Source organism: Pedobacter miscanthi (assembly GCF_003315595.1).
Lineage (GTDB): Bacteria > Bacteroidota > Bacteroidia > Sphingobacteriales > Sphingobacteriaceae > Pedobacter > Pedobacter miscanthi.
In genome coordinates, this window is sequence record NZ_QNQU01000002.1 from 51,027 (window position 1) to 66,051 (window position 15,025).

Annotated in this window: 7 protein-coding genes; all 7 read right to left on the reverse strand. The window is 41.5% G+C overall.

Annotated features, from left to right (window positions below):
• The 7 genes from DRW42_RS02315 to DRW42_RS02345 all read right to left on the reverse strand — a co-directional run bounded on the left by DRW42_RS02315 (window position 1) and on the right by DRW42_RS02345 (window position 15,023).
• Window positions 1-2,643 (reverse strand): glycoside hydrolase family 2 TIM barrel-domain containing protein, encoded by a 2,643-nt coding sequence (locus DRW42_RS02315; RefSeq protein WP_113947234.1) that lies wholly within the window; start codon window positions 2,641-2,643, stop codon window positions 1-3.
• Window positions 2,644-3,091: 448 nt separating this feature from the next.
• The gene (locus DRW42_RS02320; RefSeq protein WP_113947235.1) at window positions 3,092-5,308 is read right to left on the reverse strand and encodes a glycoside hydrolase family 3 N-terminal domain-containing protein; all 2,217 of its coding nucleotides are present in this window, start codon (window positions 5,306-5,308) and stop codon (window positions 3,092-3,094) included.
• A gap of 14 nt (window positions 5,309-5,322) precedes the next feature.
• Entirely contained in the window at window positions 5,323-6,420 is a 1,098-nt protein-coding gene (locus tag DRW42_RS02325) for an endo-1,4-beta-xylanase (protein WP_113947236.1), read from the reverse strand.
• 1 nt (window position 6,421) lies between these two features.
• Window positions 6,422-8,251, reverse strand: a complete 1,830-nt coding sequence (locus DRW42_RS02330) for a glycoside hydrolase family 2 protein (protein ID WP_113947237.1) — start codon at window positions 8,249-8,251, stop codon at window positions 6,422-6,424.
• A gap of 102 nt (window positions 8,252-8,353) precedes the next feature.
• The gene (locus DRW42_RS02335; RefSeq protein WP_113947238.1) at window positions 8,354-10,081 is read right to left on the reverse strand and encodes a RagB/SusD family nutrient uptake outer membrane protein; all 1,728 of its coding nucleotides are present in this window, start codon (window positions 10,079-10,081) and stop codon (window positions 8,354-8,356) included.
• 95 nt (window positions 10,082-10,176) lie between these two features.
• Window positions 10,177-13,251 carry a SusC/RagA family TonB-linked outer membrane protein gene (locus DRW42_RS02340; protein ID WP_113947239.1) on the reverse strand — a complete coding sequence of 1,025 codons (3,075 nt, stop codon included), beginning with the start codon at window positions 13,249-13,251 and terminating at the stop codon, window positions 10,177-10,179.
• Between the two features lie 32 nt (window positions 13,252-13,283).
• Window positions 13,284-15,023 carry a RagB/SusD family nutrient uptake outer membrane protein gene (locus DRW42_RS02345; RefSeq protein ID WP_113947240.1) on the reverse strand — a complete coding sequence of 580 codons (1,740 nt, stop codon included), beginning with the start codon at window positions 15,021-15,023 and terminating at the stop codon, window positions 13,284-13,286.
• Window positions 15,024-15,025: the final 2 nt, after the last annotated feature.

The following is a 15,025-nucleotide window of genomic DNA, read 5'->3' on the forward strand; positions in this document are numbered from 1 at the left end:
TTAGTAAATTTTTCTAAGCTGAACAGCATTTAAAACCGGCTTACCCTCGATCGCATTAAAATCAATTGAAATGCCTTTACCATTTTGTACCGTGATCCTGGTTGTTTTTTTAACCGCTGTGGTGTAACCAAAATCAGCAGCGAGGTTCAGTTTTGGCAAAAATGCTGTTCCATTAATCGAAACATCAAAAATGCGCTGCTCTTCTACTTCTTTTTTATGGTTGTTATCCAGGTTATAAGCCAAAGCTTCTTTGGTTTCGCCACCAACCAGCTCGGCAAAGTAAAGTGCCAGTTCGTATTCACCATCGGGAACATCGAATTTAAACTGTTTAATACCTACCTGCTGGGTTTGAAAAACAGGATCGTTATCGGTACCTAAAATATTTTTGTCGCTGCCATAGGTAATGCGGTTATTGGTTCCCTTGTAAGGATCGCCACCTATCCAGCCCCATGCACCAGCTTTATAAGGCTGATCGGGCATCCAAAGCTGATGTTCTTTTTCATCGATATAAAAACGTTTGGATCCTAGAAGGATGTTAATGTTTTTAAAAGGAATATTGGCATCCTTAAATTTATATGGTTGTAACTGAAAATTGATATCGGCCTGGTCGCTCTGATCGCCAGAAACCACACGCAACTGATTTTTGCCATTAATAAACGGCACCTGCCAGTCGATAATATGATCTACAGCATCTTTTACACCCAAACTTTTACCATTCAGAAAAAGTTCGGCTGATTTTTGGTTTGTAGCAACCTGAACCGGCTGCGTGCTCGTTAAAGCGGCAGAATCTGCAGTTCCTGTTCTATCTTTCCATTGCGCCGAAGTAATTTTCAGGTATGGTTTGCCCAGTAAATAAGCCTGATAAAGGAAATAAGTGTCTTTTGGCTCGCGACCAATGGTTAACAGCCCTTTATTATTGATATGTGGCATGGTTTCTTCGCGGGTTTCGGAGTTGAAATCGGCTAAATTCCAGGCTTCACCACCGGCTACAAAAGGCCTGCTCAACATGGCATTTAAATAAACCTGGTTAAATTTAATGCCGTACTCTACACTTTTATCGAAACGGATAGGCGAAAACGAACGAATCCGCGGATCGGCATCAGCACCATATTCGGTAACCATAAAAGGTGTAGTGGGCAATTCTTTATGGTGGCGGTCTAAAAATTTCCCGAAATCTTCCGGAACGCCCGAATACCAGCCTGAGTATAAATTCCAGCCAACAATCATCGGGATTTTGGTTAAACCCACTTTGTTATAAATATCCCAGGCACCGTGATTAACCAACAGGGTGTATCTGGAAGGATCCAGTTTACGGGTTAAACTATCCAGTTTTTGGGCCAGTTGGCGTACATGATCAAAATAAACCTGCTGGCGGGGCTTATCATTCGAGAATTTTAAACGTAACAAAATCTCGTTCATGTAAGCCCAGATGATGATACTGGGGTGATTGAAATTCTGTTGGATCATTTCTGTCTGCATGTTCAAACAATTGTTGGTAAAAGCCTCTGTTTCGGTGATGGTATTTACCACCGGGATTTCTACCGAAGCCAAAATACCCAGGCGGTCGCAGGCTTCTAAAATCTGCGGATCTTGCGGATAATGCGCTACCCTTAAAAAGTTGCCTCCCATGGCTTTAAGCAGCTCGATATCCCTGATCTGCAAAGCATCAGGAGTAGCATTGCCCCTGTTTTCGTAGTCCTGGTGACGGCTTGCACCGATTATTTTTACGGCTTTATCGTTTAAGAAAAATCCTTTTTCGGCATCAAATTTAAACCAGCGGAAACCCAATGGATTGGAAACCTGATCGATGACGGATTTGGTTTTTGAGTCAATAATTTTGGTCACCACACGGTACAGATAAGGATTTTCCGGCGACCATAATTGGGGTTTCTGAATGGATTTAATGTCCTGAACCACCACCATATTACTACCTTTATTGATATTTACAGCAGTAGTTTGATTGCTAACGGTAGTGCCTTTCGCATCGAAAATCGTGGTAACAACTTGTACTTTTTGGTTAACTGCCGACGCATTATCGATTAAACTTTTAACCTGTACAGTAGCCGTTGAAGCCGAAACCTGAGGCGTAGTGATGAAAATGCCATTGCTTCCGTTTTCTTTTTGCGAAAAATGAACGGGGTTGGTAATTAATAGCGTTACATTTCTGTATAAGCCACCAAAAAAGGTAAAATCGGCAGTTAAAGGAGGAATATCTTCATTAAAGCGATTATTTGCTCTTACTTCAATAACATCATCCTTATAATTTAAATAGGGAGAAATGGGAACGATAAAACGGGTATAACTGCCGATGTGTTTAACAGCAGATTTACCGTTAACCAATACTTCGGCTTCCTGCGCCACACCATTAAAAACCAAAAAAATGTTTTTTCCTTTTGCAGTTTCGTCGAGTTTTAATTTACGTTTATAAATACCCAAACCACGGTAATAACCAGCTGCATCATCCAACACATCTCTATCGTTCCAGGTATGTGGGATAGTTACCTTTTCAACCGGTCCGTTTTCTTTGTTAAATTCCCATTGATCGTTCAGGCTGATGGTTTTCCGGCCTGCATCCTGGGCAAAGCTGGTTAAGCCTGTAGCCGTTGCAATAAGTAGTAATAAAAGTGATTTCGCTTTTAACATTCGTTTAGTTTTTTTCTCAGGTTATCTGGTTCGTGTTGCCACGGTGTTTTTTTGACCACGAAGGCACAAAGACACAAAGTCTCCATGGTCTGTGTCCCCACAGACCATTTACATTTTTTACATTCTATATCGTCATGGTTCGTGTCGCCACGAACCATTTGTTTATTTTTTATTGTTTATACAACTCCTCTGTGTTTCTGTGTCTCCGTGGCTGACTATTTTTTTTGCCACGGATGCACCGAGGGCACGAAAAGTTATGCTATGCATCGTAATGGTTCGTGTCTCCACGAATTATTTGTTTATTTTTTTTGCAAAGTTCCAATTCGGTGTCGTCATTTCGAGCGGAGTGCAACGTAGCCGAGAAATCTATTTAATAAATCTCTCTCCCGAATATTCGGTACTACACTCCAGTCGAGATGACGGCTTTTATTGTACTATGTCTCCGTGGCTACAACAAGGTAAAATCTTTTTCCAGTTTAATGTTGTTTGAGGCTGTTCCGATCATTAATTTAAAATCGCCTGCTTCGGCACCCCATTTAAGCTGCTGATTGTAAAAAGAAAGTTTTTCTTTATCAATGGTGAACGTAATGGTTTTGCTCTCTCCTGCTTTTAGCATTACTTTCTGGAAATCTTTCAGTTCTTTAACCGGACGTACCACCGAAGCAAACTTATCCTGCAGGTACAGCTGAACGACCTCTTCGCCAGCATATTTACCGGTATTTTTTAAAGTAAAACTTACGGTCATTTTCTCATCCGGTTTGATCTGTGTTTTGCTTACCACCAAATCAGTATAATCGAAATTGGTATAACTCAAACCATAACCAAATGCAAATTTCGGACTGTTCGGCATATCTAAATAAGCAGAACGGTAACGTGTATCTTTATCGTTTTTAGCCGGGCGCCCAGTACTTAAATAATTATAATACAAAGGAATCTGTCCTTCATCTCTTGGGAACGTCATCGGTAATTTACCAGACGGATTATAATCGCCATAAAGCACATTGGCCATTGCATTACCCGCCTCGCTTCCCAACCACCAGGTGTACATAATGGCAGGAACGTTATCGGCTGTCCAGTTAAAAATTAACGGACGGCCAGCCATTACCAGAACCACAACGGGTTTACCGGTAGCCTGAATGGCCTTGATTAAGTCTTCCTGTACGCCAGGGATGTGGATATTTGCCCTGCTTTTTGCCTCGCCACTCATATCAAAGGCTTCACCAACAGCCATTACCACTACATCAGCTTGTTTTGCTACTGCTACCGCCTCAGCGAAGCCAGCTTTCGAAGAATCGGCCAGTTCGCAACCTTTAGCGTATAAAAGCTCGGTTTGATTGCTTACTTTATTTTTTAAACCCTGATAAAGTGAAACCAGGTTGTCTTTTTCCCAGGCAATGGACCAAAAACCCTGCATATCTTTTTCTGATTTACCCAAAGGACCTATTACCGCAATCTTTTTTAAGTTTTTAGATAATGGTAAAATTTCTTTCTCATTTTTCAAGAGCACAATACTTTTCTCAGCCATGGTTAAAGAAGCTTTCCTGTTTTCGGCAGAATTGATCTCCTTTTCCTGACGTGCTACATCACTGAAACGGTATGGATCATCAAATAAACCCAACTCGAATTTCTTGCGTAAAACCCTTCTTACTGCATCATCAATTAAAGCAACAGGTACTTTTTTATCGGCAACCAATTTGGCCAGGCTTGGCAGATAACTTCTGCTTTCCATATCCATATCGCTACCAGCTTTTATCGCCAGTTCGGCAGCCTGTTCTTTATCTTTTGCATAACCATGTGCAATCATCTCGCCTATCGATCCCCAATCGCTCACCACAAAACCCTGGTATTTCCATTGTCCTTTTAAAATGTCGCGTTGCAGGTAACTGTTGCCTGTGGCCGGAATACCATTTAAAGTGTTAAACGAGTTCATAAAAGTGGCTGCACCGGCATCAACTGCGGCTTTAAACGGTGGCAGATAGGTTTCCCACAACGTATGTTCGCTCATATCAACCGCATTGTAATCCCTGCCTGCAATGGCAGCTCCATAAGCGGCGAAATGTTTCGCGCAGGCCATCACAGCATCCAGATTACCTAAACCTTTGCCCTGGAAACCTTTAACTCGTGCAAAAGCAATTTTAGAGCCTAAGTAAGTATCTTCCCCGGCACCTTCCATTACCCTCCCCCAACGCGGATCGCGGGCAATATCAACCATGGGCGCAAATGTCCAGTGTACACCAGATGCGGCAGTTTCGCGTGCAGCAACCCTTGCACCATTTTCTATCTCAGCCAGATCCCAGCTGGCTGCTTCGGCCAAAGGAATGGGAAAGGTAACACGATAACCATGGATGACATCTAAACCGAAAATCAAAGGAATTTTCATCCGCGATTGCATGGCTACTTCCTGTACTTCGCGGGTTTCTTTGGCACCACGCACATTAAGCATTGAACCCAGTTTACCATCACGGATATCTTTTAACTTATTCGGATTATTGGTTATCGGTCCGGTTGCATCCCGATCGCCGGTATATTGGTTTAACTGACCGATTTTTTCGTCCAGGGTCATCAGTTTTAAAACCGAATCAATTTTCTTTTCGATCTTTTTATCCTGTGCCGAAGCGGAAATGGATATCCCTAAAATTAAGGCTAATGGTAAGTATCTTTTCATATTGGTATTTTATACTATTTAACGCCATCTAAAATGGCCTGGTAAGCTGCTTTTCGTTGATATTGCGCATCGAAAGGCAATGGCCAATCGGGACGGTTGTAGTTTGATGGTATCCAGCTATCGGCATCGGTTACATTCCATTGGGTAATTCCGTACTGCTGACTTTTTGGAATGGCATGATAAGCTTTAACAATGGTTTTATATTTTGCTGCCTGCTCCTCACCCAGCGCCGTAGTATAAGTTATTGATTGTATATTATCAGGGTTCAGGGCAATATCGATTTCAGAAATGTGGATTTTTAAGCCGGTGGCAGCCGCAGTTGTAATGGCAGCAGTTAAATTGGCATCAGTTTGGGTTACGCGGGTATGCATTTGTATGCCAATGCCATCAATCGGGATGCCTTTGTTTTTAAGACTGGTAACGAGGTTCAAAATCGCTGTACGCTTGGTGGGGCCAAATTCGTGGCCGTAATCATTGTAAAAAAGTAAGGCATTGGGATCTGCTTCATGCGCATACTGAAATGCCCTGCCGATATAATCGGGACCTAATTTTTGAAGCCAGATGCTGTTGCGTAAGGTACCATCCTCGTTAACGGCTTCGTTTACTACATCCCATGAAGTTACTTTGCCTTTGAAATGCCCGACAACGGTTTGAATATGGGTTTTCAGGAGATTCTCCCAATCAGCTGTGCTTCCCTGGAAATTATTTACCCAATCAGGCAATGATTTATACCAGTTTAAGGTATGTCCGTGGATTCTTTTTCCATTGGCTACGGCAAAATCAACCACGTAATCAGCATCGCTCCAGGTATAGGTATCTTTTGCCGGATGTACAGCTGCAAATTTCATGGCATTTTCTGCCGTAACACTATTAAATTCTTTGATTACCAGATTGCGGTAATTGGCATTACTTTTTAAAAGACTTACGTTAACAGCTGCTCCCATCGGGAAAGGCATGTTTTTTTGTAAGGTTACCTCGTCGACACCATGATTTGGAACAACCATACCAGGATCGATGCTGGTACTCTCCGACTTGGCGCAGGAGATGCTTAACAGCGACAACGAAAGTATTAATTTCGAAGCAAAACCAATTTTCTTTAATCTGTTTATCATGCTATTTGTATTTGACCTGCATCTGGTCGTAAAATTCTTTCAGCACATAATAGGCTTTCTTTTTCTTGCCTGTTTCGCTGATTAATCCTTTACGGTTCCAGAAATTCTGATAGATAGGGTGTTGTCTTCTCGGCGACCTGAAATCGGTTAAAATCCAGGGCGTCATACCGCGTAATGCACCAATTTTACTCAATAGGGTAATCTGGTTTTTATACAGGGCTTCTTGATATTCTTCACTCCAGCGGGTATTTTCGTCGGCATGGAAACCACCAAGGGCATCGCCACCGAATTCGGTAATGACTACTGGTTTTTTATACTTGATATCGAAATTATATTTGGTGATTTCTGAAGGTGTGCCACCCCAGTACCAGCCTGCATACTCGTTAAAACTTACGAGATCAATTTTTTCGCCCAGGGGATCGTTCAAAATGATGTTGTTTCCTTCGCGGTGAACTTCCAATGCTGCAGCTACCAAACGGGTATCGTCTAGAGAGCGTGCAGTTTCTGCCAGGTTGCTCATAAAGCTTAAACGGGCATCGCTTAATGGCGTTTCGTTACCGATTGACCAAACAATTACACTTGCCCTGTTTTTATCGCGTACAATTAAATCAGTAAGTTGTTGCTTCGCATTGGCATAGGTTGCAGGATTTGTCCAGCTGATGGTCCAGTAAACCGGAACCTCGGCCCAAACCAGTAAGCCCATTTCGTCGGCCAAACGGATCATTTCTTCATTGTGCGGATAATGTGCCAAACGAACATAATTACAGTTCATATCTTTTGCCCATTGCAGCATCATGCGCATATCGCCTTCTGAACGTAAACGACCAGCCAACAATGGATTCTCATCGTGAATCGAAATTCCGCGAAGGAAGACAGATTTACCATTAAGCAAAATGCTGTCGCCATCCACCTGAATGGTTCTGAAACCGATTTTATCGTTAATATTTTCTTTGTCGGTTTTAATATTTACCGCATATAGTTTTGGGTTTTCGGGCGACCATAAGCTGAGGTTGTTCCAGGTAAATTCATCGGCAATTTTACCTTCTGCATCCGTTTTATATTTCTTTTCGAGTTTTAATTCAGGAATAGATAAGGTAATTTCCTGTCCGGCAGTTGCATCAGCCAGTTTTACAGAGAAATTTAACAGGTTTTTGTTTCCTTTAACGAGTTGAAGTTTATAATCATTAATAAAATGATCAGGGAATTCGGCCAGGAAAACATCTCTGGTAATGCCGCCATAATTCCACCAATCGGTATTTACAGTAGGGATTTCGTCCTGCTTACGGATATTATCGACTTTAAGAACAATCGAATTTTCGCCAGCTTTTAAATTATTGGTTACATCAAACTGGAAAGGCGTAAAACCACCTTTGTGTATGCCCAGTTTTTTACCGTTAAGATAAACATGTGCTTCGTAATTTACCGCACCGAAGTACACGAAGTATTTTTTGCCTTTTTCGGGTTTAGCATCAAACTTTCTGCGCAGCCAGATATTGCCCTCGTAAAGTTCAAGTTTTTCGGATTGCGAATTCCAGTCGCCGGGTACATTCATCTGTGGCGAATGATCGAATTCGTATTCAATCAGCTCTGATTTATCTTTCTGAACCTTATCGTCAAAATAACCGCCGGTGCCTGTTTTCGATTGATCGAAAGGTTCGTGGCGGTAATCGTAATAACCGTTTTCGTAAGGATCTATAATGTAATTCCATTTGCCATTAAGGCTCTGGATTTTACGTCCCTGGATATTCTGTATAGCAGTAACCTGACCGTAACTGATTGAAGAAAGGAGCGAAAAGCAGATTAAAAATACGCTATAGGTTGTTTTCAGCATAACTTATGTTTTAATATTAATTAATTGATCGTTCCCAAAACTAACAATTAATTAACGGACGGTGTTTCCACCGCCCGCCTAAATTTGAGCAAAATCTAGTTTTTATTGATATCCAGGGTTCTGACCCAGATTCGGTGCCTTGTTTAATTCTGTTTGAGAAATCGGATATAGGTAATTTCTGACAGCAAATACCCTATTCTCTACTGTAAATGGTGTATAGCTAAAAGTTGTTGGTGTTAACTGCACAATGCGCATACCCGTAACCGGTTTATTAAAAGTAGCTTCCCCTTCTTTCCACCTGCGTACATCGTAAAAGCGGTGCTCTTCGAAACACAGCTCTACCCTACGCTCGTTATGGATCCTTTTACGCAATTCATCTTTTGTAGGGGCTACATAACCGTTACCCGCAGCATTGGTAGTTTGCAATGCAGGCATGGCAACGCCTGTTCTGGCACGGATCAGGTTTAAAACCCTTAAAACTTCAGTTTGCCCGGCTACTCCCTGCACTTCATTTACGGCTTCAGCATAATTTAAAAGTATTTCTGCATACCTGAACAAAATCCAAGGGCGACGGATATTTGTCGCTGTACCTGCCCAAACGGCACTTTCACTTAAATACTTACGCATATAATATCCCGTTTTAGTGGCATTAACATTTAATCCTAAACCATCTTTACCGCCCACAAAAGTCTCAACAGGTTTACTTTTAAAAGTGGAACCATTGTACATTACCGCAAAGTTTAAACGTGGATCGCGGTTGGTATATGGTGCTGTTGCGGAATAACCTGATGCAGCATCAGTAATTGGCCTACCTGTTGTTTTCATTTCAAAGGCATCAACCATTTCCTGGGTCGGGTTTGTACGGCCGGTTGCACCATCGTAACTTACAGGTGCATTTGTGCTTTCGATTGAATTGGTATTGAGCGTTTGTGTTGCAAAAATCACTTCGGTGTTATAGGCTGCTCCCGATACATTCCACAACCAAATATTTGGATAAGAAGAGTAAATTCCATGTTTACCGGTATCCATCACCCTTTTAGCTGCATCAAGCGCAGCCTGCCATTTGGTAACATCGTTTGTTGGGTTATATTGCGGACTGGCTGCATACAATAACATTCTCGATTTAAGTGCCATTGCTGAGGTTTTTGTGGCCCTGCCTCTGTTGGTAGTATTCCACTCAGAGGGCGAAAGGGGTAACAGGGATATAGCGCTTTCGCAATCTGCTGAAATCTGAGCCACACATTGATCGAAAGTATTTCTTGGTACATCCAGTTTGTCGTTAATGGTTAAGGTTTTGGTTACAATGGCGAAGCTACCGTAACGCTTGAGCAGTTCGAATTCGAAAAATGCCCTTAAAAAATAAGCCTGTCCTTTTAAGCGCTCAATTTGGGAGGCTAAAGTCTGGTTTTCGGCTACGTTAGCAGGCAAAACTTCATCAATCGGAACAATTGCAGCAGCATCGATCTTTTCGAGGAACATATTGGCTTTTCTAATGCCTACATACATATCTACGTAAACATCATCAAAGGTTCTAACCGGGCTCCAGGTGCCATTATTTATGGTAGAAATCGACGCATTGAGGTTGGAATTCACCGCTTCGTCTGTTCCGGAGGCCAACAAGGCGCCATCGCCTAAATTATACCGGTCTGAAACAACAGAATATACATTGTTCAGGAAATTTCTTGCATAATCAGGATTGGCCCACAACTGTGCCTCAGTAATATCGTTAGTCCCGCTAAAAGATCCATCTTGAAGAAAGTCATCTTTTTTACACCCTGCAACCAGTAAAAGTACAAAGGCCAGGATTGGATAAAATATATTTTTTTTCATCTTTTTTTATTTATTTCAACGGTGATGAAGCGATCGTGATTTTAAGCATATCTATTAGAAAGTTGTAAAACCATGATGTTTCATTGCCTTATCTTTTAAAATTTCAGGTTCAAGCCCAGGGAATAAATTTTCATATAAGGATATGAAGCATTGTATCCTGATTCAGGCAATTCCGGATCGATTGGTAAATCGCCAAGTTTATCAAAGGTTAACAGGTTTAAGCCTCCCACATAAAAACGGAGTTGAGAGATTTTTAACCTTTTGATAAATGCCGGGGATAATGAATAACCCAGTTCAACATTTTTTAACCTGATGTAATCGCCGGAGCGGATCCAGAAATCAGAATTGGCCGTGTTGTTTCCCCTATCAGTTAATAATAACCTCGGATAAGGTGCACCGGGGTTACTTGGAGTCCATCTATCTACACTAAATTGACTCAGGTAACCATTATTGGCATTACCCGAGTTAACCAGGTTCTGAATAGTAATAGAACGGCCACTTGTACCTTGGAACAAGAAATTAAGGTCGAAATTTTTAACGGATACCGAAGCACCAAAACCAAAGAAAGCTTTTGGCACAAAGTTGAAATCGGTTCTTACCCTATCAAGATCGTTAATCAAACCATCACCATTCTGATCTACATATTTGATATCACCTGGTTTTACAGAACCTGATAACATCTGTTTTGGTGAAGCATCGATCTCTGCCTGCGATTGGAAGATCCCATTGGAGATTAACATGGTTGAGATATAGCCAGCCCCAGTAGTTGCGGTTGCCGCAGGCGAAATTACACTCGAAATTGGGTGGCCCAATTGTTTTTGATAAGAGGGTAAACCAGCACCTTCGTTTATGGCAAGGATTTTACTTACGTTATAGGTAAAGTTTCCAAAAACGTTCAGGTTTACATCTCCTATTTTTTTATTATAGTTTACGCCGGTTTCGAAACCTTTGTATTCGGCTTCTCCCTCATTAACGTAAATTAAGCTCTGGCCAAGTAAACTTGGCAATAATGAAGCGGTAGTTAAATCTTTCCTGTCTTCATAAAAGTAATCGGCGCTGATTGATAATGATTGTTTAAATAGCCTGGCATCAAAACCAATGCTGGTTTTGTAAGCTTTCTCCCATGTTAAATCAGGATTGGCCAAAGCCAGCTGACCAGTACCGGTTACACCTGTAAAAGCCGTACCGAAATTGTAGCCAGTTGTACTTCTGCTATAGAAATCGTTAAATGCAAATCTTCTGGCCGAACCAATGGCATCGTTACCCACCAAACCATAAGAGCCCCTGATTTTTAACAGGTCTAAGAAATTCCCGGATCCTTTCATGAAATTTTCATCAGAGATGATCCATCCTGCTGATGCTGCCGGAAAGAAACCATATCTTTTACCAGGCGCAAAATTTTCAGATCCAGAATAATTAGCGGTTACATCAACAAAATAACGTTGTATAAAATTGTATGACAAACGGTTAGACCAACCTTCTCTGCGCACATCAAGACTTCCGAATGATGATAAGTTTGCCCTCGACACCCTTGTAGAGAATTTGATATCGTGTTTACCGAAAGTACGGTTATAATCTAAACCTGCCCAAAACTCACTTTTTTTAACATTGCCAGAAAATGCATTGCCTTGATAGTTTACTTTACTTGCTGTACCAAATGGCGAATAAGTACCGTCTGCATTCAGCACTGCAGTTGCATAGGTTTCTGCAAAACCAGAGCGGTATAAACCGGCAATATCATAAGCATAAAAAACCTCGCCTGATAAACCTTTCAAAATACCGTCCATTTTTTGACGTGCACTAATGGTTGCAATCATATTTCGCATTAAATCAGTACTTGCACCCCTTGATTGCAACATGGCCAATGGGTTACTTTGCTGGTAAACCGATGTTCCTCCATAGGATCCGTTAGGATTTAAAATAGGGAAAGCATTTGCGGGAGTAGAATATACTGCGGTTAAAAAAGTGCCGGTACCTGCATTAGGAAAGGTAAGGTTTGTAATTCTACCGCCAATATCTAAAGCTACATCTAAATTTTTGTTTACATGCAGGTCTAAATTGGTACGGAGGTTATAACGGCTAAAATCGGTATTTGCATCATAAGTTTCACTATGACCGCCTTTATACAAGCCTCCCTGTTGATAAGCACTTAATACAGTATAATATTTAATAAAAGCATTACCACCGGTTACCGAAGCTACATAACGCTGTGTTGGTGCTACTTTTTTGATAAAATCTCTTACAAAATTGTTATTTGGATATTTTATCGGGTCAGAACCATCCTGGTATGCCTGTAAAGCTGCAGGTCCGTAAACTGCTGTACCACCACTGTTAATAGCGGCTTCGTTATAAAGTGTAGCATAAGAGTAAGCATCTAAAGGTGCTGTAATCTGTAACGGGGCCTGTATACCGGCCTGGGCATCGAAGGTTACCTTTGTAGAAGTTGCACTACCACGGCGGGTTTTAACATAAATTACACCGTTACCACCGTACATCCCGTACCATGCCAAAGTAGCTGCATCTTTTAATACACTAACACTTTCAATTTCATTTAAATCCATAGAGGTGAAGTCCCTCTCTATACCATCAACGATAACCAAAGGTTCCTGGTTACTGTTATAAGATGAGCGACCCCGAACTAAAAAACTCGAGGCATCGTATCCCGGCTGCTGTGAGCCACTTGGATATACGGCTAACCCTGCTAAACGACCGGTAAAAACATTAGTTAAGGAAGATGAGGGGATCTGAGGCAGATTTTCTGCTTTGATGGTACTGATAGTTGCGGTAACCTCTCTCCTTTTTCTTACCCCAAAAGGGATATATACCAGATCATCATCTCCGGCATCAACCAAAGATTTGGTTAACACCACATCGCCTTTACTCACCTCAGCTGCAGGCTTTAATATGGTTCCGTAGCCAACAAACTTAAATACCAATACATCGCTGCTGGATGCATCGATAGAAAAGGTACCATCTGTCGCTGTAGAAACCGCTTTATTGCTTTTATCTTCCTGAATGGAAATGGCTACACCAGGCAACGGTTTTTTATCCTGATCTACAACTTTACCGGTTATGGTTAAACTTTCATCAGGTTTTTGCCCGTAAACACTCAGCATTCCTGCCATCATGAATAAGAGACATATAATATATTTTGATTTTATAAATTTCATTTTGAAAATCTTTTAGCGTTATGATTAATCAACTATTCCCAGCCCGGATTTTGGGTTAAAGCACCTTTACTTTTGTAAATCTCTGCTCTGGGGATCGGGTAAAGATTTTGTGCCTCTGTCCAGCTTTTTTGGAAGGTTGGACCAAGCACTATCGGCGTATAGGTAAAGCTACCATTGGTATTCTTTACTACGTCCATGCCTTTCATCGGAACAGCGATTGTTTGTGCACCGATTTTCCAACGCATAATATCATACCAGCGGTGATCTTCGAAAGCCAGCTCAATAGCGCGTTCATGCCTGATTGCTATGCGCATTTCATCCTGGGTCATGTTGTCTTTTAATCCATAACCATATGTACCAGTACCCGGGGCAATCTTTGCACGTTTACGCAATGCCACAAGCTGTGCATAAACACTGGCATCTGGTCCGGTTGCTTCATTCTGTGCTTCGGCATAGTTCAGCAATATTTCACCATAACGGAAATACAGGTAATTTAATAATGTTGTACTTCCGCCAACCGTACGGTAAACCTCCGGCCAGTATTTTTTGCAATAGTAACGTGTTGCGGTATAGGTAATGGTTGTACTGTAATCTTTACCATATGAAACTTTACCACTGGCATCTGTTGAGGTCCACATTTCTATTTTTCTTCCCTGCCATGCTAAGTCGTTATAAATAATATTGTTATAAAATCGTGATTCGCGGTTTAAATAAGGGTTTTTCGGATCGTAACCGGAAGTAGGATCGGTTATGGCTTTACCATTGGCCATTTCGTACATATCTACGTGGTTTTGAGTAGGATTCATCTGTCCCTGTGCACCACCAGAACCTGGCGACATTGAAAAATCCTGCATCATTTCGCCAGCCAAAGGAGTTGGCCCTTTAATCCTCATCATGATGTATTCTGGGGAGTTTGGGAGATTCAACAGGTCTCCATAATTATCCTGCAGCGAATAAGCTTGTTTAGCCAAACCATCAACACCTTTCATTACCTCAGCGGCAGCAGTAGCAGCAGCCTGCCATTTGGTTTTATCGTTGTTTGGATTGTTTAGCGGACTGGCTGCATATAATAATACGCGTGCTTTTAAAGCCAGTGCAGCACCCAGTGTCGGGCGGCCATAATTAGATGCACCATAATCAGCATCAGTTCCGAGTTTAGTAAGGGCAACTTCAATATCTTTTAAGATAAAATCGGTTACCTGGGCAAAAGAACTTCTTGGAATACTGTTCAGATCGTCGGTTACCTCATAAACTTTATCGATAATGGGTACACCACCAAATCTTTTGGTCAGCTCGAAATAAGATAATGCACGCAGAAACCGCATTTCGCCCTCTACACGTTTGGCATCAAAAATCGTAACGGAAGCATTTGGAGATGGAGGTACTTCACCTATCCTGGCCAGCATTTTATTTTCTACTGCAATGCCTGCATACATCAGTTTCCATACGCCATAAATATCGTTTAACGACGGGCCGTTAGAATGATCATGGTACAAACCTCTGTTTAAAGAAGTTACCGAGCCTTCGGAGTTGCCTGAAACGGCCTCATCTGAAGCCTGTGCGGTACAACCACGATGATCGTTAAAACGTACATATTTGGTAATGACATAGTTGTAAGCGTTGTCGGCAAATCTTGCGGCCAGTGCCGGATCTGCAAAAATATCATCCTCACTAATGGCAACCCCCGGGGTACGTTCTAAATAATCTTTTTTACAAGAAACAGAGAAGAGCGTTAATAAAAGAATTGCTGTAAATATTTTATAATTTTTCATTT